The 25,779-nt window shown below is 71.0% G+C and carries 24 protein-coding genes; 13 read left to right on the top strand and 11 right to left on the bottom strand.

What is annotated here, in order from left to right:
• Positions 1 to 284 precede the first annotated feature (284 nt).
• The 5 genes from GFH48_RS13775 to mce all read right to left on the bottom strand — a co-directional run bounded on the left by GFH48_RS13775 (position 285) and on the right by mce (position 7,868).
• A complete protein-coding gene (locus GFH48_RS13775; protein WP_153288561.1) occupies positions 285 to 1,055 on the bottom strand; it encodes an ABC transporter permease in 771 nt (256 codons plus the stop codon).
• A gap of 2 nt (positions 1,056 to 1,057) precedes the next feature.
• Positions 1,058 to 2,008, bottom strand: a complete 951-nt coding sequence (locus GFH48_RS13770) for an ABC transporter ATP-binding protein (RefSeq protein ID WP_153288560.1) — start codon at positions 2,006 to 2,008, stop codon at positions 1,058 to 1,060.
• A gap of 183 nt (positions 2,009 to 2,191) precedes the next feature.
• Positions 2,192 to 3,127, bottom strand: coding sequence for a coiled-coil domain-containing protein (locus GFH48_RS13765; RefSeq protein ID WP_153288559.1), 936 nt, complete (start codon positions 3,125 to 3,127; stop codon positions 2,192 to 2,194).
• Positions 3,128 to 3,309: 182 nt separating this feature from the next.
• Entirely contained in the window at positions 3,310 to 7,161 is a 3,852-nt protein-coding gene (scy, locus tag GFH48_RS13760) for a polarized growth protein Scy (RefSeq protein ID WP_153288558.1), read from the bottom strand.
• 266 nt (positions 7,162 to 7,427) lie between these two features.
• A complete protein-coding gene (gene mce / locus GFH48_RS13755; protein ID WP_153288557.1) occupies positions 7,428 to 7,868 on the bottom strand; it encodes a methylmalonyl-CoA epimerase in 441 nt (146 codons plus the stop codon).
• A 146-nt stretch (positions 7,869 to 8,014) separates the two neighbouring features.
• On the opposite strand from mce, the gene GFH48_RS13750 reads away from it, so the two are divergent.
• Both GFH48_RS13750 and meaB read left to right on the top strand, forming a co-directional pair.
• The gene (locus tag GFH48_RS13750; protein WP_153288556.1) at positions 8,015 to 9,217 is read left to right on the top strand and encodes an acetyl-CoA C-acetyltransferase; all 1,203 of its coding nucleotides are present in this window, start codon (positions 8,015 to 8,017) and stop codon (positions 9,215 to 9,217) included.
• 57 nt (positions 9,218 to 9,274) lie between these two features.
• The gene (gene meaB / locus GFH48_RS13745; protein WP_153288555.1) at positions 9,275 to 10,231 is read left to right on the top strand and encodes a methylmalonyl Co-A mutase-associated GTPase MeaB; all 957 of its coding nucleotides are present in this window, start codon (positions 9,275 to 9,277) and stop codon (positions 10,229 to 10,231) included.
• Between the two features lie 287 nt (positions 10,232 to 10,518).
• On the opposite strand, the gene GFH48_RS13740 is transcribed toward meaB, so the two are convergent.
• On the bottom strand, positions 10,519 to 11,040 hold the full coding sequence (locus GFH48_RS13740) for a PepSY domain-containing protein (protein ID WP_153288554.1): 522 nt from the start codon (positions 11,038 to 11,040) through the stop codon (positions 10,519 to 10,521).
• 171 nt (positions 11,041 to 11,211) lie between these two features.
• On the opposite strand from GFH48_RS13740, the gene GFH48_RS13735 reads away from it, so the two are divergent.
• Together GFH48_RS13735 and GFH48_RS13730 are read left to right on the top strand one after the other, a co-directional pair.
• Complete coding sequence (locus GFH48_RS13735; RefSeq protein ID WP_153288553.1) at positions 11,212 to 11,871, top strand: response regulator transcription factor; 660 nt, start codon at positions 11,212 to 11,214, stop codon at positions 11,869 to 11,871.
• Entirely contained in the window at positions 11,868 to 13,394 is a 1,527-nt protein-coding gene (locus tag GFH48_RS13730; RefSeq protein ID WP_153288552.1) for a sensor histidine kinase, read from the top strand. Before GFH48_RS13735 ends, GFH48_RS13730 begins: the two co-directional genes overlap by 4 nt.
• A gap of 206 nt (positions 13,395 to 13,600) precedes the next feature.
• Here the strand turns inward: GFH48_RS13730 and GFH48_RS13725 are convergent, their stop codons facing one another.
• From GFH48_RS13725 to GFH48_RS13710, 4 genes are all read right to left on the bottom strand, one after another.
• Complete coding sequence (locus GFH48_RS13725) at positions 13,601 to 14,077, bottom strand: MarR family winged helix-turn-helix transcriptional regulator (protein WP_153288551.1); 477 nt, start codon at positions 14,075 to 14,077, stop codon at positions 13,601 to 13,603.
• Positions 14,078 to 14,169: 92 nt separating this feature from the next.
• Positions 14,170 to 14,979, bottom strand: coding sequence for an AIM24 family protein (locus tag GFH48_RS13720; RefSeq protein ID WP_153288550.1), 810 nt, complete (start codon positions 14,977 to 14,979; stop codon positions 14,170 to 14,172).
• Positions 14,976 to 15,626, bottom strand: coding sequence for an AIM24 family protein (locus GFH48_RS13715; RefSeq protein ID WP_153288549.1), 651 nt, complete (start codon positions 15,624 to 15,626; stop codon positions 14,976 to 14,978). The genes GFH48_RS13720 and GFH48_RS13715 overlap by 4 nt, the downstream gene beginning before the upstream one ends.
• 1 nt (position 15,627) lies before the next feature.
• Positions 15,628 to 16,260 carry an AIM24 family protein gene (locus GFH48_RS13710; RefSeq protein ID WP_153288548.1) on the bottom strand — a complete coding sequence of 211 codons (633 nt, stop codon included), beginning with the start codon at positions 16,258 to 16,260 and terminating at the stop codon, positions 15,628 to 15,630.
• A gap of 292 nt (positions 16,261 to 16,552) precedes the next feature.
• Between GFH48_RS13710 and GFH48_RS13705 the strand changes: the two genes are divergently transcribed.
• From GFH48_RS13705 to GFH48_RS13685, 5 genes are all read left to right on the top strand, one after another.
• The gene (locus GFH48_RS13705) at positions 16,553 to 16,900 is read left to right on the top strand and encodes a DUF3817 domain-containing protein (protein WP_153288547.1); all 348 of its coding nucleotides are present in this window, start codon (positions 16,553 to 16,555) and stop codon (positions 16,898 to 16,900) included.
• Complete coding sequence (locus GFH48_RS13700; RefSeq protein WP_153288546.1) at positions 16,897 to 17,190, top strand: MTH1187 family thiamine-binding protein; 294 nt, start codon at positions 16,897 to 16,899, stop codon at positions 17,188 to 17,190. Before GFH48_RS13705 ends, GFH48_RS13700 begins: the two co-directional genes overlap by 4 nt.
• Positions 17,191 to 17,364: 174 nt before the next feature.
• Positions 17,365 to 17,874, top strand: coding sequence for a MarR family winged helix-turn-helix transcriptional regulator (locus tag GFH48_RS13695; protein WP_153288545.1), 510 nt, complete (start codon positions 17,365 to 17,367; stop codon positions 17,872 to 17,874).
• A gap of 55 nt (positions 17,875 to 17,929) precedes the next feature.
• Complete coding sequence (locus GFH48_RS13690) at positions 17,930 to 18,268, top strand: DUF3817 domain-containing protein (RefSeq protein ID WP_153288544.1); 339 nt, start codon at positions 17,930 to 17,932, stop codon at positions 18,266 to 18,268.
• Between the two features lie 147 nt (positions 18,269 to 18,415).
• Positions 18,416 to 20,116, top strand: a complete 1,701-nt coding sequence (locus GFH48_RS13685; RefSeq protein WP_153288543.1) for an acyl-CoA mutase large subunit family protein — start codon at positions 18,416 to 18,418, stop codon at positions 20,114 to 20,116.
• 336 nt (positions 20,117 to 20,452) lie between these two features.
• Here the strand turns inward: GFH48_RS13685 and GFH48_RS13680 are convergent, their stop codons facing one another.
• Positions 20,453 to 21,079 (bottom strand): TetR/AcrR family transcriptional regulator, encoded by a 627-nt coding sequence (locus tag GFH48_RS13680; protein ID WP_153288542.1) that lies wholly within the window; start codon positions 21,077 to 21,079, stop codon positions 20,453 to 20,455.
• A 298-nt stretch (positions 21,080 to 21,377) separates the two neighbouring features.
• Between GFH48_RS13680 and GFH48_RS13675 the strand changes: the two genes are divergently transcribed.
• The 4 genes from GFH48_RS13675 (at position 21,378) to GFH48_RS13660 (ending at position 25,666) form a co-directional block, all read left to right on the top strand.
• Positions 21,378 to 22,355: a tetratricopeptide repeat protein gene (locus GFH48_RS13675; protein ID WP_153288541.1), complete on the top strand. Its 978-nt coding sequence runs from the start codon at positions 21,378 to 21,380 to the stop codon at positions 22,353 to 22,355.
• Between the two features lie 622 nt (positions 22,356 to 22,977).
• Positions 22,978 to 23,631, top strand: coding sequence for a DUF6230 family protein (locus tag GFH48_RS13670; protein WP_153288540.1), 654 nt, complete (start codon positions 22,978 to 22,980; stop codon positions 23,629 to 23,631).
• 105 nt (positions 23,632 to 23,736) lie between these two features.
• Positions 23,737 to 24,360, top strand: coding sequence for a DUF6114 domain-containing protein (locus GFH48_RS13665; protein WP_153288539.1), 624 nt, complete (start codon positions 23,737 to 23,739; stop codon positions 24,358 to 24,360).
• Complete coding sequence (locus GFH48_RS13660; RefSeq protein ID WP_153288538.1) at positions 24,350 to 25,666, top strand: hypothetical protein; 1,317 nt, start codon at positions 24,350 to 24,352, stop codon at positions 25,664 to 25,666. The genes GFH48_RS13665 and GFH48_RS13660 overlap by 11 nt, the downstream gene beginning before the upstream one ends.
• Positions 25,667 to 25,779: the final 113 nt, after the last annotated feature.

Raw genomic sequence — 25,779 nt, 5'->3', positions numbered from 1 at the left:
CCTCCGCGCGGCATACGCTTCTCAGCGGTCCCGCCGCGCGACACGAACGCCTCCCGCGGCTCGCGTCTCACGTGGGTCCCGCTCCACGGTCCGCGCGCTTTACGGCCGCCACCCCCGGCTCACGCGCCCACCGGGCGTCCGCCGCCGCACCCGTGCGCCGGTGCCCGTCCGTCCCGTGACCGGCGCGCTCACCGGGCGTCCGCCGCCGCACCCGTGCGCTGCCGCACGCGTCCACCCTGCGGCCGGCGGTCTTGCCGCCGGCCCCTCCTCGGCTCGCGTGTCTCCTAGGCGTCCCGCCTCTTGAGCAGCGCGTAGCCGCCGAGGAGCGCGGCGACCACCCACAGGGCCATGATCGCGAGGCCGCCCCAGGGCCCGTACGGCGTGTCGTCGCCGATCGGGGTCACCACCCGCATGATCTTGCTGCCGGCCTGGTCGGGCAGATAGCGGCCGATCTTCTTGGTCGCCGAGACCGCGCCGAGGATGTTGGAGATGAGGAAGAAGAACGGCATCAGGATGCCGAGCGAGAGCATCGGACTGCGCAGCATCGTCGCCACGCCCATCGAGAACACCGCGATCAGCGTCATGTACAGCCCGCCGCCGATCACCGCGCGCAGCACCCCGTGGTCGCCGATCGACGCCCGGTGCGTACCGAGCGTCGCCTGGCCGAGGAAGAACGCGACGAAGCTGGTGATGATGCCGATCACGAAGGCGAGCCCCGTCGCCACCGCGACCTTGCTGAAGAGGAACGTGGCCCGCTGGGGGACCGCGGCGAGCGAGGTGCGGATCATGCCGGTGCTGTACTCGTTGCCGACCACGAGCACCCCGAACACGATCATCGCGAGCTGACCGAGGCTCATCCCGGCGAAGCTGATGTACGTCGGGTCGAAGGAGAGCCGGTCCTTCGTGTTCATCTTGTCGAACTCGTTCTTGGACAGCAGCGAGATCAGGAAGCCGAGCGCGATCGTGACGACGAAGGCCAGGCCGAGTGTCCAGACCGTGGACGCGACGGACCGGATCTTGGTCCACTCGGACCTGAGGACCTGCGAGGCGGCCATGCTCAGGTCTCCTTCCGCCAGTCGCCGCCCCATTCCCGGGGCGGGGTGTCGGAGTGCGCGTGGTATTCCACCGACTCCGCGGTCAGCTGCATGAAGGCCTCCTCCAGAGAGGCCTGCTGGGGACTCAGCTCGTGCAGCACCAGCTGGTGACGTGCGGCCAGCTCACCGATCTGCTCGGACTTGCCGCCGTCCACCTCCAGGGCGCCGCTGCCGCTCTCGACGACGGTGATCCCGGCCTCGTGCAGCACATCGAGCAGCCGTTCGCGCTGCGGGGTGCGGATCCGGACGTACGACCGGGAGTTGCGCTGGATGAAGTCGGCCATGGAGGTGTCGGCGAGCAGCCGGCCCTGTCCGATGACGACGAGGTGGTCGGCGGTCAGCGCCATCTCGCTCATGAGGTGACTGGACACGAACACCGTCCGCCCCTGCGCGGCCAGCGACTTCATCAGGTTGCGGATCCAGTGGATGCCCTCGGGATCGAGGCCGTTGACCGGCTCGTCGAACATCAGGATCCGCGGGTCGCCGAGCAGCGCGCCCGCGATGCCGAGCCGCTGGCCCATGCCGAGCGAGAAGCCCTTGGCCTTCTTCCGCGCGACCGCGGTCAGTCCCACCGTGTCGAGGACCTCGTCCACCCGCGCCCTCGGGATGCCGTTGCTCTGCGCGAGACAGAGGAGGTGGTTGAAGGCGCTGCGGCCACCGTGCATGGCCTTGGCGTCGAGCAGGGCGCCGATGTACTTCAGCGGGTCCTTGAGATGGTCGTAGTGCTGTCCGTCGATCCGTACGTCGCCCGCGGTGGGCCGGTCGAGCCCGAGCATCATCCGCATGGTGGTGGACTTGCCGGCGCCGTTGGGCCCGAGGAACCCCGTCACGATGCCGGGTCTGACAGTGAAGGACAGCTGATCGACCGCCACCTTCTCGCCGTACCGTTTGGTCAGCCCCTCGAGCTCGATCATGCGGCCACGGTAGGGCGGAGCCCTGGGCCGCGCTACTTGGGCGAGCGGGTCTTTGCCGCCTGTTCACCGGGGTTCACGGCCCGGCCGCCGGGGCTTGTCGCGCGGTTCCCCGCGCCCATCGCCGCCCACGGCTGCGGCCCGCACCCGAGGAGGGTGCGGGCCGCAGCCGTGAACGGGAAACGGTTACCGGGACTGCTGGGCCGGAACCCCGCGGGAGATCGGCTCGTCCTCGGCAGGCGTGCTCGCGGCGGCCACCGCGGCGCCCGTGAGCGTCGCGAGCATCTCGCGGACGTTCGTGAGCTGCGCGTTGATGGAGTCGCGACGGTTCGTCAGCGCCGCCAGCTCGCGCTCGGACTCCGAGCGGATGCGGTCGGCCTTGGCGTTCGCGTCGGCCACGATGTCCTCGGCCTGGCGCTGAGCCGTCTCCACCGTCTGGCGGGCGCGGCGCTCGGCGTCCGTACGCAGCTTCTCGGCCTCCAGGCGGAGCTGCTCCGCGCGGTGCTCGATCTCCGCGAGGCGCTTCTCGGCCTTGGCCTGACGCGAGGCCAGGTCACGCTCGGACTGCTCGCGGCGCTTGGCGAGGTTCGTCTCGAAGTCGGCGGCGGCCTGCGCGGCCTTCGCGCGGGTCTCCTCGAAGAGGGCGTCCGCCTCCTCGCGCTTGGACTGGGCGTCCTTCTGCGCCTCCTGGCGCAGCTGAGAGGCGTCGGTCTTGGCCTTCTCGACGATCCGGACGCCCTCGTCGTCCGCCTTGGACTTGCGGTCCGCAGCGAACGATTCTGCATCGTTGCGGACCTGCTGCGCGGCCGACTCGGCGAGCTCGCGGTGCTGCTCGGACGCGCGACGGGCCTCCTCGCGCAGATCCTTCGCCTCCTCCTCGGCGAGGCGGAGGATCTTCTCGACCCGCGCGCCGAGACCCGCGTACGACGGTTCGGCGTCGGTGACCTGGGCCTGGGCGTTCTGCGTTTCGAGGTGGAGCTCCTCGATGCGCTTCTCGAGAGCAGTGATACGGGCCAGAGCGCTGTCACGGTCGGAGACGAGCTTCGAAATGCGTTCGTCCACCTGAGCGCGGTCGTACCCACGCCGCACAAGCTCGAAGCCGTAGGGGGAAGTGTCGCTCATGGGGTTCCTGTCGAATGAGACCGGTGAGGTGATAGGGGGAATCCTAGGGGCCAAAGCGGTGTGTCATCGAGCGGATACGTGTTTGATCTGGAGAATGACACTCCTTTTGGGTGGCTGGCTGTCAGAGCGCTTGCCAGAGTCGGCACCAAAGGTCCGGAAAGGTGCGGAATGGGATCTTCTGGCTAGCCCTCCGACGACTTGCCACCCGAACGGGTCGCGCCGGCGGTGGCGCCCGCCTTGACCCCACCGTCCTTGTTGCCCGACGGGGCCTCGAAGGATTCCAACGCCTCCAGGACGTCCTGGACACGGGAGATCTCGACGTTGATGTCCTCGCGGCGCCGGACCAGCACCTCCAGCTCGTGCTTGCCCTCCTCGACGGCCAGGCGTGCCTCGCGGATGGCCTCGGCCTTGATCTCCGTCGCCTCGGCGACGAGCGAGGTCTTCTTCTGCTCGGCCTCCTTGAGGAGCCCCTCGGCCTTCCTGACGGCGGCGATCCGCACCTTGCTCGCCTCGGAGTTGGCCTCCGCGACCAGGTCCTTCGCCTTCGCCTCGGCCTCGGCCAGCTGGTCCTCGGCCGCCTTCACGAGCGCGTCACAGCGCTCACCGGCGTTCTTCATCGTCTCGGCCGACTCGCGGCGGGCCCGCTCGTGCAGCTCCTCGATCTCGGAGGTGACGCGGTCGCGCAGCTCCTCCGCCCGTTCCCTTATGGCGGTCGCGTCCCGGCGCGCGCCGACCAGCAGCTCGTCCGCGTCCGTACGGGAACGCTCCACAAGGGAGTTGCCCTCCACGGTCGCCTCGGAGACAAGCCGCTCGGCCTCGTTGCGGGCCGCGCCGACCATCGTGTCGGCCTGGCCCTCGGCGTCCGCCGTGGTCTTCTGCGCGCTCTGCTGAGCCTCCGCAAGCAGCTTGTCGGCCTCCGACGCCGTCTCCGAGATGAGGGTGTCGACCTGCTCGGCAGCCTCGGAGCGCCGCTTGTTGGCCTCCTGGCGCGCCGCGTCCAGCGTCCGGTCGGCCTCCTCGCGCGCGGCCGAGGTGAGCCGCTCCGCCTCCGCCTCCGCCTCGGACTTGACCCGGGCGGCCTCGGTACGGACCCGCTCGGCGTGCTGCTGCGCGGAACCGACCGTGTCGGCGGCCTCGGCGCGCAGCCGCTCCGCTTCACCGGTCGCCTCCGAGACCAACTGATCGGCCTTGGCGGTGGATTCGGCCCGGACCCGCTCGGCCTCCGCGTTCGTCTCGTTCGTCAGCCGCTCCGCCTCGGAGCGTGCCTCGTTGATGAGGGTGTCCGCCTGCGTGGCCGCGTCCGAACGCATCCGGTTCGCGTCCTCCCGGGCCTCCGCGCGGGCGCGCGCGGCGTCCTGGTCGGCGCCCGCGATGGCGTCCGACGCCTCGGTGCGCACCCGCTGGGCGTGGTCCGAGGCCTCCGACCGCAGCCGCTCGGACTCGGTGATCGCCTCCGAGACCGTGCGCTCCGCCAGGGACTTGGCGGCCTCCGTCTCCTCGGCCGCCTCGCGCCGGACGCGGCCCGCGTCCTCGGAGGCGCGCTCCCGCTCGGCGTACGCGTCGGCGCGGACCCGGTCCGCTTCCTCCTGCGCCTCGGTACGGGTGCGGTCCGCCGCGTGCTCGGCGGCGGAGCGCAGGCCCGAGATCTCCTCCTGGGCCTGCTCGTGCAGCCCGGACACGGAGTCGCGGACCTGCTGCGCGGTCTGCTCGGCGTTCGAGACCATCTCGGTCGCGCGCCGGTCGGCCTCCTCGACCAGCCGTACGGCCTCGGCCTGGGCCTCCTCGACGCGATTGCGCGCGGAGGCGAGGAGCTCCTCGCTCTGCTCGCGGGCCCGCTCACGCTCCTGGTCGGCCTCCTGGCGCGCGGAACCGAGCAGTTCCTCGGCCTCGCGGCGACGCCGGACGGCCTCCTCCTGGGCGGCGGCCAGCGTCTCGGCGCCCTCCGTCGCCAGCCGCTCGGCCGCGGCCTGGGCCTCCGCCCGTACCCGGTCGGCGCTGTCCTGGGCCTCCGACTTCAGCCGCTCGGCCTCCGCCGCGGCCTCCGAACGCAGCCGTACGGCGATGTTCTCGCCCTCGGCCCGCGACGCCGACGCGTCCCCGGCGGCCTCGTTGCGCAGCCGGTCCGCCTCGGCCTCGGCCTGCGCCTGCAACGTACGGATCCGCTCGGCGGCCTCGCCGCGCAGGCGCTCGGTCTCCTCGGAGGCCTCGCGACGGATCCGCTCGGCCTCCGTCCGCGCCTCGCTCAGCGACTGCTCGGCCGAGGCGAGCCGCTGCTCGGCCTCGGTGTGCAGCCGGGTCAGCTCCTCGGCGGCCTCCGTCCGGCGGGCCGCTATGGCGCGCTCGGAGTCCTCACGCGCCGACTCGGCGGCCCGCTCGGCCTCCGCCTTGATCGTCTCGGCCAGCTCGACGGCCTCGGCGCGGTTGTTCTCGGCCTCCTTGCGGGTGCGCTCCAGGGTCTCGTCGGCCTGCCGGCGCAGCGCGGTGGCGCGCTCGATGGCCTCGGTGCGCACGCGCTCACTGTCGGTCGTCGCGGTCGTCCGGAACTCGTCCGCGTCCGCCTTGGCCTTCGCGAGCAGTTCCTCGGCGGTCCCGGCCGCCTCCTCGATCTGCTGGACGGCCTCGCGCCGGGCCTCGCTGCGGATGCGTTCGCCCTCGGCGTTCGCGTCGGCACGCAGCTGCTCGGCCTCGCCGCGCAGCCTGCGCGCCTCCTCCTGCAGCTCGACCGTCTTGGCGCGGTACTCCTTGGTGTCGTCCTTCGCCGTGCCCTTGAGCTGCTCGGCGATGTCGTGCGCCTCGGCGCGCAGCCGGTCCGCCTCGGACTCCGCCTCGGTACGGATCCGCTCGGCCTCCTCGGCCGCCGCCCTCGTGGTCTTCCTGGCGTCCTCGGACGCCTTGTTGAGCACGTCCTCGGCGGTACGGGCCGCCTTGGACAGCTGGGAGGCGGTCTCCTCCGCGGTGAGGCTGCGGGCGTTCTCCTCGGCCTCCGCGACGATGTTCTCGGCCTTGGTACGGGCCTCGGCGACCGCCTGCTCGGCCTCCGACCTGGTGTTCTCGGCCTCCTTGGTGGCCTCGCTGACCAGCCGGGCGACCTGTTCCTTCGCCGTGCGGGTGCGCTGTTCGTTCGCCGACTCGGCACCGGCCAGGGCCTTGGCCGCGACATCCTTCGCCTCGGCGACGACCTTGTCCGCCTCGGCGCGCGCCTCGCGCAGCGCCGTCTCGGCGGCCGTCATCCGCTGCTCGGCGGCCCGGCTCAGCTCGGTGGCCTGGCGGCGCGCGCTGTCCGACTCGTTCGCCGTGGAGCTGCGCAGCTGCTCGGCGTGCTCGGTGGCCTCGTGGGCCTGGGTGGACGCGGCGTTCAGCAGCCGTTCGGCGTCCGTACGGGCCCGGCGCAGCAGCGCCTCGGCCTCGGCGCGGGCCGACTCGGCGTCGTTCGTCAGCCGCTGGCGGGCCTCGGCCGCGACCCGCTCGGCCTCCGCGCGGGCGGTGCTCAGCGCCTGGTCCGCCTCGACCCGCGACTCGTCGAGGAGACGGCGGGCCTGCTGCTCGCTGCGGGCGCGCAGCTGCTCGGCCCAGGCCACGTTCTCGTTGACGTGCGACTCGACGGTCTGGCGGCGCTCGGCCAGCTCCTGGTCGAGCTGCTGGCGCCGCGCGACCGCCTCGGCGTGCAGCTCGGCCTGCAGGCGGGCGGCCTGCTCGGCGTGCTCCTGGAGGATGCGCTGCGTCTGCGACCGGGCCTGGCTCATCTCGCGCTCGGCATCGGCGCGCAGCTGATCCGCCTGGATCTGGGCATTGCGGAGCAACTGCTCGGCCTGGTAGCCGAGGTCGCCGCCGCTGTCGTAGGCAGGCCGGGTCGCCAGACTGCGGCGCGCCTCGTGCAGCTTGGCGCGCAGCACCTCGACCTGATAGCCGAGATCCTCGGCGTGCTGGACGGCCTTCTCCCGCTCGGTCTTCAGCCGCTCCATCTCGGCCTCGAACCGAGAGAGGTGGTCGACGTCAGCCGCCGGCTCTCGCTCCTGGCGTTCGTAGCCCCGCACTGCGCGGTCCCATCCGTCCCCTGGTCGCAAGTCTCTCCAAACGAGCCCCGTCCATCCGCCGAACGGTGCCCCCGGGGAATGGTGTCAGATCAACAGCGGAGCACGGGCTGCTGCCCCGACGCTCGTCCCCCGAAAACCTGGACCCCGGCCCTCGGTCGCGCCGTCGTCACGGCGGCACGACCTCGGAGCCCGTCGCCGGACAGGCCCCGGGCCGCCCCGAAATGGCGGCGACCGACCCCAACCCTACCGGCCCAGATATACGGAGGTCAGTGCTCAGGTGACTCAACAGCCGCCGAAGTGACCAGTTCTGTCAGGACACCGTGGCAATCCTTGGGGTGCAGGAAGGTGATTCGTGACCCCATGGAGCCGCGTCGCGGCTCGTCGTAGAGGACGCGTACGCCTTTGTCCCTGATGTCGCCCGCGTCGGTGTCGACGTCCGCCGTACCGAAGGCGATGTGATGGACGCCCTCGCCGTTCTTCGCGAGCCACTTCCCGACGGCCGAGTCCTCGCGGGTCGGCTCCAGGAGCTGGAGGTAGGAGGCGCCGCCGTCGGACGTCTCGTTGATCTTGAGCATGGCCTCGCGCACGCCCTGCTCCTCGTTGACCTCGGAGTGGAACACTTCGAAGCCGTACGTCGCCCGGTAGAACTCGACGGTCGTGTCGAGGTCGAAGCAGGCGATCCCGATGTGGTCGATTCGCGTCAGCATGGAGCCAGTGCAGCGCTCCCGCGGCGGTTACGCAACGTGCGCGCGATCACACTGACAGCCGGATGACGGGTGGCGTACCGCTCAGTACATTCAAGTAAACCCTCGTTCACTCCTCAGCTGTGCAAGCTGGAAGGGGATCGCACCTCATGTCTGGAACGAACAGCACGACCTCCGTGATCGTCGCGGGTGCCCGCACCCCGATGGGACGGTTGCTCGGCTCGCTGAAGACCTTCTCCGGAGCCGACCTCGGAGGATTCGCGATCAAGGCCGCCCTCGACCGTGCGGGTATCGGCGGCGACCAGGTGCAGTACGTGATCATGGGCCAGGTGCTGCAGGCCGGGGCGGGGCAGATCCCCGCGCGGCAGGCGGCCGTCAAGGCGGGCATCCCGATGAGCGTCCCGGCACTCACCATCAACAAGGTGTGTCTGTCGGGCCTGGACGCGATCGCCCTCGCGGACCAGCTGATCCGGGCCGGTGAGTTCGACGTCGTGGTCGCGGGCGGCCAGGAGTCGATGACGAACGCCCCGCACCTGCTCCCGAAGTCCCGTGAGGGCTTCAAGTACGGCGCCATCGAGATGCTCGACGCCATGGCGCACGACGGTCTGACCGACGCCTTCGAGAACATCGCCATGGGCGAGTCCACGGAGAAGCACAACACGCGCCTCGGCATCGCCCGTCCGGAGCAGGACGAGATCGCCGCCCTGTCGCACCAGCGGGCGGCGGCCGCCCAGAAGAACGGCGTCTTCGAGGCGGAGATCACGCCCGTGGAGGTTCCGCAGCGCAAGGGCGAGCCCGTCGTCTTCAGCAAGGACGAGGGCATTCGCGCCGAGACCACGGCGGAGTCGCTCGGCAGGCTGCGCCCCGCGTTCACCAGGGACGGCACGATCACCGCCGGTTCCTCCTCGCAGATCTCGGACGGCGCGGCGGCCGTGGTCGTGATGAGCAAGGCGAAGGCACAGGAGCTCGGCCTGGAGTGGATCGCCGAGATCGGCGCGCACGGGAACGTGGCCGGTCCGGACAACTCCTTGCAGTCGCAGCCGTCGAACGCGATCCTGCACGCCCTGAAGAAGGAGGGCCTGGACGTCTCCGACCTCGACCTGATCGAGATCAACGAGGCGTTCGCGGCGGTCGCCGTGCAGTCGATGAAGGACCTCGGGGTGTCCACGGAAAAGGTGAACGTCAACGGTGGCGCGATCGCCCTGGGTCACCCGATCGGCATGTCCGGCGCCCGTCTCGTGCTGCACCTGGCGCTGGAGCTGAAGCGGCGCGGCGGTGGCGTGGGCGCGGCGGCGCTGTGCGGTGGCGGCGGTCAGGGTGACGCGCTGATCGTGCGGGTACCCACGGCGTAGGTCCCTCGCCGCGGATCTACCGCCGCGTTGTCTCGTACGACTCTGAACGGAGCTGTGATGCAGGACGTCTCCTCGCTGGTGGCCCAGGCCAGGGAAGGCCGGCCGCGAGCCGTGGCCCGGCTGATCTCCCTGGTGGAGGGGGCGTCCCCGCAGCTGCGTGAGGTGATGGCGGCGCTGGCTCCGCTGGCCGGCGGGGCGTACGTGGTCGGGCTCACCGGGTCGCCGGGGGTCGGCAAGTCGACGTCGACCTCGGCGCTGGTGACCGCCTACCGGCGGCAGGGCAGGCGGGTCGGCGTCCTGGCCGTCGACCCCTCGTCGCCGTTCTCCGGGGGCGCGCTGCTCGGCGACCGGGTCCGGATGTCCGAGCACGCCTCGGATCCCGGTGTGTACATCCGCTCGATGGCGACCCGCGGTCACCTCGGCGGACTGGCCTGGGCGGCGCCCCAGGCGATCCGCGTCCTGGACGCGGCGGGCTGCGACGTGATCCTGGTCGAGACCGTCGGGGTGGGACAGTCGGAGGTCGAGATCGCGTCCCGGGCGGACACCTCGGTCGTCCTGCTGGCACCCGGCATGGGGGACGGCATCCAGGCGGCGAAGGCAGGAATCCTGGAGATCGGCGACGTGTACGTGGTCAACAAGGCCGACCGGGACGGTGCCGACGCGACCGCGCGCGAACTGAACCACATGCTCGGCCTCGGCGAGTCCCGCGGGCCCGGGGACTGGCGCCCGCCGATCGTCAAGACGGTCGCGGCGCGCGGCGAGGGCATCGACGAGGTCGTCGAGGCCCTGGAGAAGCACCGCGCCTGGATGGAGGAGCACGGCGTCCTCGCCGAACGGCGGCTCGCCCGCGCCTCGCAGGAGGTCGAGACGATCGCGGTCACGGCCCTGCGCCGGCGCATCGGCGACCTGCACGGCGACCGCCGCCTCGGCGCGCTGGCGGAACGGATCGTCGCCGGCGAACTCGACCCGTACCGGGCCGCGGACTCGCTGGTGGAGGGCTTGACGGAGGCGTAGGCCTGCCGGCGGCGTACCGGCGTACCGGCGTACCGGCGTACCGGCGTACCGGCGTACCGGCGTACCGGCGTACCGGCGTACCGGCGTACCGGCGTACCGGCGTACCGGCGTACCGGCGTACCGGCGTACCGGCGTACCGGCGTACCGGCGTACCGGCCGGGGGCCGGCGGGGCGTGGGTGGCGGTTCGGCGGAAGCCTGAGCGCGGTCCGGGGAAGGCCGACAGCCGTCCGGCACGGGGGAATCACCCGTGCGGGGGCCGCCGGGCCCCCGCACGGCGTCCGCGGAGTCAGTCGTCGTCCCCGTGCCGGTGCCGGGACTCCGTGCGGGACGAGACGACCTCGCCCGTGCCCGCGTCGACACGCACCTCGTACCAGGTGCCGCCGGTGGCGAGGATCCCGATCTCCCACGTCGGGGTGGAGCGGTCGTCGTCCAGGTCGGCGGAGGCGGCGGTGCCCGGCGTACGGCGCAGCGCCGTGGCGAGTGCCTCGGCCGCCGTCACCCGGGCGGACCTCAGCCGTGCCGCGTCGTCGCCGTGGTCGTCCGGGCCGGACGAGGGACGGCCCGTTCGGGTGCGGTCGTCCGGGTGAGGGTGGTCGTCCGTCCGGGCGGGACCGTCCGTCACCGTCCGGCCGTCCGCCCGGGTGTCGTCGCCATGGCGTACGTGGTCCGAGCGGTCGTCGTCCGCGCTCCGGGGCGACGACCGGGAGACCCGGGCCGTGCCGTCGTCCGTGACGGCGAGGGCCGTGGCCGTGCCGCCGCCGATCAGGGCCGCGGACGCCACGGCGGCGATGACGATGTTGCGCTTCATATCGGTTCCTCCTGATGTTCCGGACCTGTCCGGGTGATCCGAGCGAGACCGGCCCCAAGTCGTCCGGTGCGTCGCTGTGTTGCCGACCGGAACCAATGTCGGCGAGGGTCGCTGAACGCAGCCTGAAGCCGCCTGAAGACTTCTTCAGGTCCGGTTTGGGAGGCTGGGCGCATGCGCCTGTTGATCGTGGAGGACGAGAAGCGGCTCGCCCTGTCGCTCGCCAAGGGACTGACGGCCGAGGGGTACGCCGTGGACGTCGTCCACGACGGAGCCGAGGGACTGCACCGGGCGAGCGAGGGCGCCTACGACCTCGTCGTCCTCGACATCATGCTGCCCGGCCTGAACGGCTACCGCGTCTGCGCCGCCCTGCGCGCCGCCGGACACGACGTGCCGATCCTCATGCTCACCGCGAAGGACGGCGAGTACGACGAGGCGGAGGGGCTGGACACCGGCGCCGACGACTACCTGACCAAGCCGTTCTCGTACGTGGTGCTGGTGGCCCGGGTGAAGGCGCTGCTGCGGCGCGGGCGGCCCGCCCACCCGCCGGTGCGGGTCCTGGGCGAGCTGACGGTCGACACGGGCGCCCGGCGGGTCTTCCGCGGCGCGGACGAGGTCGCGCTCACGGCGAAGGAGTTCTCGGTCCTGGAACAGCTCGTGCTGCGCGCCGGACAGGTCGTCTCGAAGGCCGAGATCCTCGAACACGTCTGGGACTTCGCCTACGACGGGGACCCGAACATAGTCGAGGTGTACGTGAGCACCCTGCGGCGCAAGCTCGGGGCGGCGTTCATCCGGACCGTGCGCGGGGCCGGCTACCGGCTGGAGGCGCGATGAGAGGGCTCTTCGGGTCGGTCCGGGCCAAGGCCACGCTCGCCGCGACCGTCGTGGTGGCCATCGCGCTCGTGGCGGCGGGCACCGCCGTCCTGCTGTCCCTGCGGTCCAATCTGAACGGCCAGGCCGGCACGCAGGCGGAGCGCAGCGCCCGGGAGGTCGCGGCCGACCTGTCCGGCGGGGCGTCCTACGCCCGGCTGCGGCTCGACGACGACCAGCGTCCCGTCCAGGTGGTCGACGAGAAGGGTGTGCTGGTCGCCGCCAGCGAGGATCTGCGGCGCGTCAGCGGCACGGGGACCGGCGCGGTGAAGCCGCGGGCCCCGCGGACGGCCGCCCCGGGCAGCGGCGGCGCCACGGCGGACGACCACGGCGGCGACGACAGTGGCGACGACAGCGGCGGAGACGACAAGAGTGGCGACGACCGCGGCGGAGACGACGGTGGGAGGGGCGGCCGGGGCCGCGGCGGCGGCGAGGACGACGACCACGCGTCGCTCGAACCCGGGCGGATCGGCGCCGAGGTGAGCTTCAGCGAGGGGTCCGCCACGCTCGACGGGGACACGGCGGACTACCGGTTCGCCGCCGTCGAGGTGAGCGTCAGGAGCAAGGGCGCGCTGACCGTGTACGCGGGCGCGCCGCTCACCGCCGAACAGGCCGCCGTACGCACGGCCCTGACGGTCATGCTGATCGGACTCCCGCTGCTGCTGGCCGTGGTGGCCGCCGTGACCTGGCGGGTGACCCGGCGCGCGTTGCGGCCCGTCGAGGGCATCCGGAGCGAGATGGCCGCCATCACGGCCTCCGAGGACCTCGCACGGCGCGTGCCCGTGCCGGACACCCGGGACGAGGTCGCGGGCCTGGCGCGGACCACCAACGAGACGCTGGCCGCCCTGGAGACATCGGTCGAGCGCCAGCGCCGGTTCGTCGCCGACGCCTCGCACGAACTGCGCAGCCCCATCGCCTCCTTGCGCACCCAGCTCGAAGTGGGCGCCGCGCACCCGGAGTTGCTGGACGTGACGGGGGCCGTCGAGGACACCGTGCGGCTGCAGCGGCTCGCCGCCGATCTGCTGCTGCTCGCCCGGCTGGACGCGGGGGAGCGGCCCTCGGACACCCGGTTCGACCTGGCGGCACTCGTCCGGGAGGAGGTGTCCCGGCGTCCGGGGGTGACGATGGCGGGCGAGAGCGCCGAAGTCGCGGGTTCCCGGGGGCAGTTGGCGCGGGTGCTCGGCAATCTGCTGGACAACGCCCGGCGGCACGCGCGTGACCGGGTCGAGGTCACTCTGCGCACCGAGGGCCCCTGGACGGTCCTGGAGGTCGCCGACGACGGCGCGGGTGTCCCCGCCGCCGAACGCGAGCGGATCTTCGAGCGGTTCGTGCGGCTCGACGAAGCCCGTGGCCGGGACGACGGCGGGGCCGGTCTGGGCCTCGCCATCGCCCGCGACGTGGCACTGCGCCACGGCGGCACACTCACCGCGGGCGACGCCCGGGGAGGCGGAGCGCTGTTCACGCTCCGACTGCCCGGCCACGCCTGACGCGCGACGGAACCGGGAAGCGCGCGGCGGGGTTCGTCCCGCGCCCGCTCCCGTTGCCGCTGCCGCGGTTCTGCTGAACCCGGCGCCGCGCACCTGTGCGGTGTACCCGGCGCCGGGTACTCGTGCCGTGCGCTCCGCTCCCGGAGCGCGGGTTCAGCCGGCGCGCGTTCCCGTGGGCCGTGCGGCGCCCCCGGTCCCGCGGAGCGTCACGGCTTGCCGCGTTGCCCCCGCAGGTGTTCGGCGATCGGCTGCAGCGACTTGTGCAGTTCCTCCAGGGCCTCGGGGGACAGCAGGTCCATGAAGTGCCTGCGGACGGACGCCACATGGTGCGGGGCGACCTTCTTCATCGTCTCCAGACCGTGGTCGGTCAGGACGGCGTACAGGCCCCGGCGGTCGGACTCGCAGTTCTCCCGCCTGACCAGGTCCGCGTTCTCCATGCGGGTGATCTGGTGGGAGAGGCGGCTCTTCGACTGGAGGGTGGCGGCCGCGAGGTCGCTCATCCGCAGCCGGACGCCCTCCGATTCGGAGAGGTTCACCAGGATCTCGTAGTCGTTCATCGTCAGCCCGAACGGCTGAAGGTCCCTTTCGAGCTGGTACGTCAACAGCCTGTTGACCTCCAGGTGGGTGCGCCAGGCGCACTGCTCCGCATCGGTCAGCCAGCGCGTGGCCGTCTCGGTCTCCATGAATGAAGTCTACCTAAAATGTTGAAATGCGAACTAGTGAGGGTGGTGTGACGGTGCGCACGCGTTCGATGTCACACTCCGCAGACTACCGCTCACAGCCCGAAGCGACGCTGGAGGTCTCCGAGCTGTCCGGGAAGGCGCGGTGTGCCGGCCTGCTGGCCGTACTGTCCCTGGTGACCGGGTGTCCCGCCTGCGCCGGGTACTCCCGGCTCGTGCGGAACGGCCCCGGTGGCCTGCTCGGCCATCAGGATCTCCGTGGACTGGAGCAGTACGGTGCCGGCTCCCACGAACTCGAACTGGTGCTCCTCTCCGGAGGCCCCGCCAAGGCCTGTCAGTGCACGTAGGCCGCCCATGACGCCTGTCATGTACCCGTGGTCGTAGTGATGACACGGGGAGGGGCAGTCGGCCCAGCCCACCAGTGCCTGCGGGTCCACCCGGATCGGGGGTTCCATGAACACCACCGGACCGTTCGACGCGGCCACGAACTTGCCGGTTCCGATGAGTGTCAGAAAGCCGGGCACGATCGACTGCTTGAGCGCGAGACTTGGCTGAAAAGCGAGCAGGTTGCCCGAGCGAATGGTCAGGTTGCCCTCGTCCAGATCGTACGAATTCACGTCGAAGGCCCGGTCGGCGAGGAGCATCTTGCCCGAACCCTCCGCCACCACCCAGTCGCTCGCGTGCAGAGGCGAATGGAACGACGTACGGACAAGTCGGTCGAGTCGGCCGTGTCCGACGCCGTTGAACTCCATCGACCCGTAGTAGGCGATCATCTTGCCCTTCTGCAGGAACCACTGGCTCCCCTTGAGCTCCACGCAGAAGGTGTACTTGTTGACGTTGTCGTCGACGGGCAACGTCATGGGGTCGTGGACCGTGGGGCCACCCGGAGTCCCGTACGCGCTCACAGCTTCTCCTCCGAGGCCTGGACGTACACCGCACCACTGCCGCTCAGCTCCAGCTGGAACGCCTCGCCCGAACCGCGGCCCACCATGTCGCGCCAGCCGAGTGCCGTGGAGAGCTTGTTGCGTACGTCGCCGTGGTGCGCCACGTACGCCTGCGGGTCGACGTGGACCGGGCGCTGCGGGGTGATCGGCACCTCGATGACCCCGCCGTGCGCCATCACGGCGACCGCGCCTTGTCCCTTGAGGGTGGTGGTGAACAGGCCCTGGCCCGTCACCTGGCCGCGGACCATGCCCATGACGCCGCCCTGCGAGCCGAGGAACATCGTGCCCTGCTGCAGGGTGCCGTCGAAGGCCAGCAGCCGGTCCGCCTCGACGTAGAGCGTGTCGCCGGTGAGGCTGATCACCTGGATGTGGTGGCCGCCGTGCCCGAACAGGACCGTGCCGCTGCCCTCGACGGTCATCAGCGGGGTGGCCTCGTTCGCCACCCGGCGGCCGATCATCGACATGATCCCGCCCTGACCGCCCTGGATGTTGGGCGTGAAGGACACTTCGCCCTTGTAGGCGAGCATCGCGCCGCGCTGACTGAAGAGGCGCTGGCCGGGCAGGACCGTCGCCTCGATCATCTTGGAGTTCACTTCGCGGAACGGCATGTCACAGGTCTCCCGCGATCGTGTTGCGCTCACTGGGCTGGACGTAGACCAGACCGTCGCCCTCGAAGCGGATCTGGAAGGCCTCGCCGCCGCCCTCGCCCATGAGCGTGCGGAACGTCACACCGGCCTGGAAGGACTGTCGGACGTTGCCCTGGTGCGCGATGTACGCCCCGGGGTCCACCGTCAGCGGGTACTGGGAGCTGACGCGCAGCACCACCGCCGGCCCGTCGGACGTGATCGCCGCCTGGCCGTGGCCCTCGACGGTGGTCGTGAACAGACCGTTGCCCTGGGAGGCGCCGCGCAGTCCGGTGAAGGACGTACCCGTGCGCAGCCCGGCGTCGGTCGCGAGGAGATTGCTGGACTCGACGAACAGCTTGTCGCCCTGGAGACCCACCAGGTTGATCTCGCTCGCCCGGTCCGCGAACCAGCAGGTCCCGTGCCCCTTCACCTCCATCACCGTCATCTGCTCGCCGGTCAGGCGCCGCGTCACCATCCCGCGGATCCCCTCACCGCCGCCGCTCAGTTTCTTGAAGGCCATCTGACCGTCGTACGCGACCATGGAGCCGTTCTTCGCCTTCACGGCGTCCCCGGTCATGTCGACGGCCAGCACCTTGCTGCCTTGAAGTCGGAACATCGCCACGGTTGTGACGGTAGCGGCAGGGTGCGGGGGCGGACAGGGTCCACGGGTGGATCTCACCCCTGAACGGACCCCTAAGGGGTGGACGGGACCTCCCGCGGGGCCGGGCGGGACGCCCCCGAGCGGGCGGGAGGGCGGACGCCCGGTGGGCCCGGGGCGCGCGGCCCGGCACCCCCCGGCCCGGGCGCGGGGCCCCGGATGCCACAATGGCGGAGGCCTTGTGCTTGCGTTCACAAAGCTCGGGCCCGGACGACCGACGACTCTCCCCCGATCCCACCGAAGGTGACCCGTGGACATAAAGACCGCCACCGCCCTCCGCCGCCTCCGTCTGGTCTCGGCCCCCGAGGCCGTCTCCTTCCTGCTGCTGCTGGTCTGCTCGGTGCTGAAGCGGACCACGGACTTCAACGCGGTGCCCGTCATGGGCGCGGTCCACGGGGTGCTCTTCGTCCTCTACGTGATCTTCTGGGCGGACGCCTGGAACCGCGCCCGGTGGAGCGCCGGCACCGGCATCCTCTACTTCGTCCTCTCCGTGCTGCCCACCGGCGGGTTCTTCGCCGAGCGCAAGCTGCGGCGCGAGAGCGAGGACGCGGTCATCGCCTCCCGCGCCCGCCGTGACGGAGTCGTGGGGTCGTCGTGATCGTCGCCTTCTCCGTGACACCGCTCGGTGTCGGCGAGGACGTGGGGGAGTACGTCGCCGACGCCGTCCGGGTCGTCCGCGCGTCGGGCCTGCCGCACCGCACCGACGCCATGTTCACCTCGATCGAGGGGGAGTGGGACGAGGTGATGGACGTGGTCAAGCGTGCCGTCGCCGCCGTCGAGGCCCGGGCGCCGCGCGTCTCCGTCGTCCTCAAGGCGGACATCCGCCCCGGTGTGACGGACGGTCTGACCTCGAAGGTGGAGACGGTGGAGCGGCATCTGTCCGCCTGACCCGGCCCCCAGCGGCCCCCGTACCGCGGAACCCCGGTCCAGTGGGCCGGGGTTCCGCGCGCCCGGCGGTTTCAGCGGCCGTCTCCCGCGCCCCGAGGCGTACGGGAACGTATGCGCGACCGAAGGGCGAGACGGGGCAGACCACGATATGACCGGCGGGTAAGGTCTCATGCCGTGCCGAAGCCGCTCAGCCTTGCCTTCGATCCCATCGCCCGCGCCGACGAACTCTGGAGACAGCGCTGGGGATCCGTGCCGTCCATGGCCGCGATCACCTCGATCATGCGCGCGCACCAGATCCTCCTCGCCGAGGTCGACGCGGTCGTCAAGCCGTACGGACTGACCTTCGCGCGCTACGAGGCCCTGGTGCTGCTCACCTTCTCCAAGGCCGGCGAGCTGCCGATGTCCAAGATCGGTGAGCGGCTGATGGTGCACCCCACCTCCGTCACGAACACCGTGGACCGCCTGGTGCGGTCCGGACTCGTCGACAAACGCCCCAACCCCAACGACGGGCGCGGCACGCTCGCCTCCATCACCGAGAAGGGCCGCGAGGTCTGCGACGCGGCGACCCGCGACCTGATGGACATGGACTTCGGACTCGGGGCGTACGACTCCGAGGAGTGCGGGGAGATCTTCGCGATGCTGCGGCCGCTGCGGGTCTCGGCGCACGACTTCGACGACGAGTAGACGACGAGCGGGGGCGCGCGAAGATCCCGTGAAAGGGGCCGTTACGCTCGTGGGCATGAAGAAGAGCGTGCTGACCCGCTACCGCGTGATGGCCTACGTCACCGGTGTGCTGCTGGTCCTGCTGACCCTCGGTGTGATCGCCAAGTACGTGCTCGACATGAACGGCGCCGTGGACTTCACCCGCGTCGTCGCCATCGCGCACGGCTGGCTGTACGTCGTCTACCTCGTGTTCGCCTTCGACCTGGGCGCCAAGGCGAAGTGGCCGGTCGGCAAGCAGCTCTGGGTGCTGCTGGCCGGGACGATCCCGACGGCGGCGTTCTTCGTGGAGCGCAAGGTAAGCCGCGAGCTGGAGTCGAGGATCACGGACGACTCTCCCGTGACCGCCAAGGCCTAGGACGTCCCGCGGCACCTGCCCGGACCGCCGGGCCGGCCGCGACACCGCTGGAATCCCGCCGCCACCGGACCCTCCGTACCGCCGTCGGTGTGGTCCGTGGCGGTTTCCCATCGACATTTACTAGGACGTCCTAGTAAATTTGTACGCATGGACGCTGACGCCATCGAAGAGGGCCGCCGACGCTGGCAGGCCCGGTACGACGCATCGCGCAAGCGCGACGCGGACTTCACCACGCTCTCCGGCGACCCCGTGGAGCCGGTGTACGGGCCCCGGCCCGGGGACGCGTACGACGGCTTCGAGCGGATCGGATGGCCCGGCGAATACCCCTTCACCCGAGGGCTCCACCCGACCGGCTACCGAGGGCGCACGTGGACGATCCGCCAGTTCGCCGGCTTCGGGAACGCCGAGCAGACCAACGAGCGGTACAAGATGATCCTCGCCGCGGGCGGCGGCGGTCTCTCGGTCGCCTTCGACATGCCGACCCTCATGGGCCGCGACTCCGACGACCCCCGCGCGCTCGGTGAGGTCGGGCACTGCGGGGTCGCGATCGACTCCGCGGCCGACATGGAGGTCCTGTTCAAGGACATCCCGCTCGGTGACGTCACCACGTCGATGACGATCAGCGGACCGGCCGTGCCCGTCTTCTGCATGTACCTGGTCGCAGCCGAGCGCCAGGGCGTGGACCCCGCCGTCCTGAACGGCACGCTCCAGACCGACATCTTCAAGGAGTACATCGCCCAGAAGGAGTGGCTCTTCGAGCCCGAGCCGCATCTGCGCCTCATCGGCGACCTGATGGAGCACTGCGCGTCGAAGATCCCCGCCTACAAGCCGCTGTCCGTCTCCGGCTACCACATCCGGGAGGCGGGCTCCACGGCCGCGCAGGAGCTGGCGTACACGCTGGCGGACGGTTTCGGGTACGTCGAACTGGGCCTCTCGCGCGGTCTGGACGTCGACGTGTTCGCCTCCGGACTCTCCTTCTTCTTCGACGCGCATCTCGACTTCTTCGAGGAGATCGCCAAGTTCCGCGCGGCCCGGCGGATCTGGGCACGGTGGATGCGGGACGTGTACGGCGCGAAGTCGGACAAGGCGCAGTGGCTGCGCTTCCACACCCAGACGGCCGGTGTCTCGCTGACGGCCCAGCAGCCGTACAACAACGTCGTCCGTACGGCGGTGGAGGCGCTCGCCGCGGTGCTGGGCGGCACGAACTCGCTGCACACCAACGCCCTGGACGAGACGCTCGCGCTGCCGTCCGAGCAGGCCGCCGAGATCGCCCTGCGGACCCAGCAGGTGCTGATGGAGGAGACCGGCGTCGCCAACGTGGCCGACCCGCTGGGCGGTTCCTGGTACGTCGAGCAGCTCACCGACCGGATCGAGGCCGACGCGGAGAAGATCTTCGAGCAGATCAGGGAGCGGGGTCTGCGGGCGCACCCCGACGGCCGGCACCCGATCGGACCGATCACCTCCGGCATCCTGCGGGGGATCGAGGACGGCTGGTTCACCGGGGAGATCGCCGAGTCCGCGTTCCAGTACCAGCGCGCGCTGGAGAAGGGCGACAAGCGGGTGGTCGGGGTGAACGTCCACCACGGGTCCGTGACCGGCGACCTGGAGATCCTGCGGGTCAGCCATGAGGTCGAGCGGGAACAGGTGCGGGAGCTGGGGACGCGGCGGGGCGCGCGGGACGACGCGCGCGTGCGCCAGGCCCTGGACGCGATGCTCGCCGCCGCGCGGGACGGGTCCAACATGATCGCACCGATGCTGGAGGCGGTACGGGCGGAGGCGACGCTCGGCGAGATCTGCGATGTCCTCCGGGAGGAGTGGGGGGTGTACACGGAGCCGGCGGGCTTCTGAACCCCGGGTTTCCTCGCCCCCGCCGCCCCGCCGCCCCGCCGCCCCGCCGCCCCGCCGCCCCTGCCCTCCCCCAAGCTCTCGGCTTCGCCCGAGCAGGGGACCCCCATCATCCCGTTCCCGGGGGCTCCGCCCCCAGACCCCCGTTCGGCCTGGACGGCCTCGTCCTCAATCGCCGGACGGGCTGGGTATGTCAGCCCGTCCGGCGATTGAGGACGAGCCCTTCGGGCGATGCGGGGGTCCAGGGGGCGCAGCGCCCCCTGGCGGTGGCCTGGGGGGCGGAGCCCCCCAGGGACGGGATGGGTCGGGCAGGGGCGGCGGGGGCGGAAGAACGTCCGGTCAGGGGGCCTCGGTGGCGCCCGCCAGACCGAGCAGGAGCACCCGGGTGAACGCCCGCACCCACTGCTCGTCCGCCACCTCCGCACTCACGAGCGTGCGATGCACCACCGCCCCCGCGACCACGTCGAAGACGAGATCCGCGGTACGCGCGGACGCCTCGGGATCGGACTCCGGCGGCAGCTCACCCCGTGCGGCGGCCCGCGCCCTCCCCTCCACCACGAGCCGCTTCTGCCGGTCGACGATCGACGTGCGGATCCGCTCCCGCAGGGGCTCGTCACGGGTGGACTCCGCCACCACCGCCATCAGGGCGGTCTTCGTCTCGGGCCGGTCCAGGATCGCCGCGAACTGCAGCACCACACCCTCGATGTCCGCCGCCAGACTGCCGCGGTCGGGCAGTTCCAGTTCGTCGAAGAGCACGGCGACCGCGTCGACCACGAGCTCGTTCTTGCCGGCCCAGCGCCGGTAGAGGGTCGTCTTGGCGACCCCGGCCCGGGTCGCCACATCCCCCAACGTCAGCTTGGACCAGCCCAGTTCGACCAGCGCCGCCCGCGTCGCCTCCAGGATCGCGGCGTCCGCGGCAGCGCTGCGCGGGCGCCCCGTACGCGGGACGGAAGAGCGACTCTGCATGGCAGGACCATATCCGCCGTTGTGGACGGGCAAATCCGGCGGTTCTGTGAAGTCGTGAGGGAGATCACCGGGGGAAGCCGGACGGATGCGCCCCCCGACAGTTACGCTACGACCCGTAGCGAAAGCTGCGGACGACGCTCGCACGCCATGACCCGTGCGCGAGCGGCAACCACAGGCGCCGGGTGGGGACCCGGCGCGAGCACCGGGGATCAGGACGCGGGGCGCCACGATCAGGACGTTGCGGCCCGGCTTTCACAGCGTTTTTCACACGTGCGCGAGGAAGGGGGAGGATGTACTCATGCAGCCACGGAACATGTCCATGAGCGGAGTCGTCGACCTCGCCGCGGTGAAGGCGGCCCAGGAGGCCAAGGCGAAGGCGGAGCAGGCGCGCGCCGAAGCGGCCAGGCAGGGCGGCGGAGGCGGGGCCGTGTCTCCCGCCAGTCTCGTCATCGATGTCGACGAGGCCGGATTCGAGCGTGATGTCCTGCAGCGGTCCACCGAGGTTCCGGTCGTCATCGACTTCTGGGCCGAGTGGTGCGAGCCCTGCAAGCAGTTGAGCCCGGTGCTCGAACGGCTGGCCGTCGAGTACGGCGGCCGGTTCGTCCTCGCCAAGATCGACGTCGACGCCAACCAGATGCTGATGCAGCAGTTCGGCATCCAGGGGATCCCGGCCGTCTTCGCGGTGGTCGCGGGACAGGCGCTGCCGCTCTTCCAGGGAGCCGCCGCCGAGGCGCAGATCCGGGAGACCCTGGACCAGCTCGTGCAGGTCGCCGAGGAGCGTTTCGGCCTCACCGGTCTGGTCGTCGACCAGGATGCCGAGCCCGGTGCGGCGCCGGAGGAGCACGAGATGCCGGCCGGACCGTACGACGCGCTCCTGGAAGCGGCCGTACAGGCCCTGGACGCGGGTGACTTCGGCGGTGCCGTACAGGCGTACCAGAACGTGCTGAGCGACGACCCGGGCAACACGGAGGCCAAGCTGGGCCTCGCCCAGGCCGAGTTGCTGCGGCGGGTGCAGGGCGCCGACGCACTCAAGGTGCGCGAGGAGGCCGCGGCGAACCCCAAGGACGCGCGGGCGCAGATCGCCGCCGCCGACCTGGACCTGGTCGGCGGCCATGTCGAGGACGCGTTCGGGCGGCTCATCGACACGGTGCAGCGCACGGCGGGCGACGACCGCGACGCCGTACGGGTGCGGTTGCTGGAGCTCTTCGAGGTGGTGGGCGCCGACGACCCGCGAGTGATCGCGGCGCGCCGGGCGCTGGCCAGGGCCCTGTTCTGACCTGTTCCTAAACGCCGGGCGTTGTGACGCCCAGGTGAAAGATTCGTCAGGAGAGCCACATGCGGCCGCGTTTTACCAAAACTTGGTAAACGCGGCCGCTGTTACTGGGAGTAAGTCGGAGGCGTTGATCTGTCGGATTCCGTCCGTGGATCAACCTTTTTGTCATCAGCCCCAGTGCCACCCTGAGTCGCCGACCGATACCGACGGGTCGTTGTTCGGTTATCCGGCCGTTACTAGCGAGTAACGAACCCCCTTGTGCGGGCGGCCAGAATGCACCACGATCGGCGACGCTCGGTCCGTTCCCCTACTCCGACATCCAATCGGGTCAAGGGGTTTTCTGGGTCCCCACCGGGTAGGGGCGGCGGCAGTGGCGCCGTCTCTTGGGCAGGGGGGTCTTCGCCGTTCGGCGGAGCCTGTCCAGCAGGTTGTGCGTGATGTGTGTCAGGCGCGACCAGTGGTTGTCGCTCGGGGGTGATCGCCGGTGTGTTCGGGCGCAATTGGCGTCCGAGGAGTACGGGCGCTCTCCTTCCCGAGGACGTAGCACTTCTCCCATCCCTGCCCGGCTGAGCCGCCGACAAGTGGCAGTCAGGGCCAGGAGATGTACGTCCGAGAAGGAGGAAATATGCAGTCCCAGGTGCGTGGCGGGACCAGATGGAAGCGGTTCGCCGTCGTGATGGTGCCCAGCGTGGCCGCCACGGCAGCGATAGGTGTTGCCCTCGCGCAGGGTGCTCTCGCCGCGTCGTTCAGCGTCTCCGGCCAGTCGTTCAAGGTCTCGGCGGACTCGCTCAACGGCAAGGGTTTCTCGCAGTACGGAGCCATTGACGCGGGTTACACCCTCGATGGCAAGAAGACGGCTCACCCCGTCGCGGTGTCGGCGTTCAAGTCCGCGTCGATCACGAACATGTGCCAGTCCGTGGTCACGCCGAACATCCCGTTGCTCGGGTCGGTCAGCCTGATCCTCAGGGCGGGCGGCGCGGGTCACGACGCGGTACAGGCCGAGAACCTGTACATCGACGTCGAGGACCTCGAGGCCAATGCCACCTTCCACAACATCGACATCGGCGTCGCCGCCGGTGACACGGGTGTTGAGAAGGGCGGCAAGGGCCCCGGCATGAAGGGTGGCGGCGAGCAGGCCAACCCCTACGGCTTCGCCCAGCAGGCGGAGTCCGCGGAGCTCACCGACGTGAAGCAGACGGCGTGGGCGACCACCGCCGGCACGTTCAAGCTCAGTGGCCTGAAGATGTCGGTGTCTACGGGTACCAAGGAGTGCTACTAGGCACTCAGGGGGCGGGCGGGGGAGCCGGCAGCTGCCCCGCCCGCCCCACCCCTTTCCGCAGTATGTGAATTTCTCACAGTAAGCCGTTCCAGGGAGCCGTTTTCCATGAGCGCCGAGTCACCCGGGCAGAGCGAGCACTATCTCCAAGTCTTCCGGCGGAACTTCCGGTCCTGGAGGGGCGAACGCCCGTTCTGGGCCGGGCTGTTCGTCCTGCTCGGCGGTTTCCCCATCGCCTACTTCCCGTACGCGAATCTCCAGATCGGTCATCTGACGCTGGCGATGTCCACCACGGCCGGTGCCGGCTCCCTGATCATCGGTGTGCTGCTCGGCGTACTGGGCATCAGTCTCTGGTTCCAGCGGCACGTACGGACCTTCGCCGGAGTCGCGGCGATCCTGCTGGCCCTGGTGTCCATCCCGGTGGCCAACCTCGGCGGCTTCCTCATCGGCTTCCTGTTCGCGCTGATCGGCGGGGCGATGGCGGTGTCCTGGGCCCCGGGCGACTCCGGCGACGAGAAGCGCAGGTCGACGTACAAGAGCCAGGGCGGCGCCCCGAGCGCCTCCGATGCCCCGAACACCCCGCACGCGCCGCAGGCCCCGGAATCCACCGGCACCCCGGACGGCGTGGACGGCGCGGGTCCCGCGGACGCCGGCGAGACGGGCGGCGAACCGACGGACCTGCCAGGAATGAGCTCCGCCTACGGGGCGAACGGGAGGCACAGTGTCGGCTGACGAGGCGACCCGTGGGACGGACGCGGACGCGTCCCGGGTGAGAACCGGACCGCGGCACGCGGCCCCCAGGAAGCCCCTGTTCACCAGATTCCATGTTCCCGCGGGCAAAGCCGTGGCCATCGCGGCGATGCCGACCGCCGTCCTCATGGGCATGGGCTTCACCCCCACGCTCGCGCAGGCGGACGACCACCCGTCGTCCAAGAGCCTGACGGTGGACGAATACCAGAAGTGCGTCGAGGCCGTGGACGGCTCCAAGGACGGCAAGGACGCCTCGGCCACGCCGACGCCCTCCGCCTCCTCCTCGGCGAGCTCCACCGCGTCGCCCGGCAAGACGGAACCGACCTCCTCGGCAGGCGCCTCCCCGGACAAGACCTCTTCGTCGGATTCAGGTTCCGACGACAAGGCCGGGTCCGACCCGACGCCGTCCGCGAGCAAGTCGGCCCAGAGCGGCGGCAGCGCCGGCGGTGGCGAGGACAAGGCGGCGACCCCGTCGGCCTCCGCGGACGGCGGCGGCCTGCTGGGCGCCATCGGCGACACGATCACGGGCGTCCTCACCGGCGGCAGCGGCTCCACCGCGAGCTCCACCCCCACGCCGTCGGCCACCCCCTCCGCGTCCGCCTCGGCGAGCGCGACCAAGGGCAGTGCGGACAAGGGCGCGTCCGGCACCGTCAAGGACACCGCCGGTAAGGTCACCGACACGGTCAAGAAGGCCGTGAAGGACACGACCGACACGGCGACCAAGGCGGCCGAGGACACCACGAAGGCGGTCAAGGACGCCGCCGACGCGGCCACCTCGTCCCCCAGCCCGTCCGCGAGTGCCACCACGGACCCCTCGGACTGCCCGGTCGCCACGGACGCGGAGGGCGGTGTCGACAACCCGGTACTGCTGCCCGACGACCCGTGGTACCTGAACGCCAGCTCCCTGCTGCTCAAGGGCGCCGACTACCAGGGCGTGGTGAAGGTGAAGACCGCCAGCGGCAAGGTCAAGAGGGTCCTGAAGTACGTGATCTCCGACGGCACGGACATCGGCGACCTGCACCAGACGGTGAACGACGAGCAGTCCGGCAAGACGTACCACGTACAGGCGGGCAAGGGGACGACGTCCACCATCCGCGACGGCAAGACCGTCATGTACACGGAGAGCATCTCCGGGAACCTGCTCGGTCTGATCCCGATCACGTTCGACCCGGACAACCCGCCGCCGCTGAACATCCCGCTGATCTACTTCACCAAGGTGAAGGTCGTACAGGCCGGGCAGTTCGGCGGGTCGCTGACCATACCCGGGCTGCACCAGTACGTCAGCTGACCGGTCCTGGCCCGCGGGTCCTCGGACCCGCCCACGAACCCGTCCGGGAGCCGCAACACACCGAGGGCGCCCCCTGTCGCAGGGGGCGCCCTCGGTGGCGTACGGGGACCGCG

It is taken from the genome of Streptomyces fagopyri (genome assembly GCF_009498275.1).
GTDB classification, from domain to species: Bacteria; Actinomycetota; Actinomycetes; order Streptomycetales; family Streptomycetaceae; genus Streptomyces; species Streptomyces fagopyri.
Note: the sequence above shows the minus strand (reverse complement) of the source record. Positions and strands in the feature narration are given on the sequence as shown.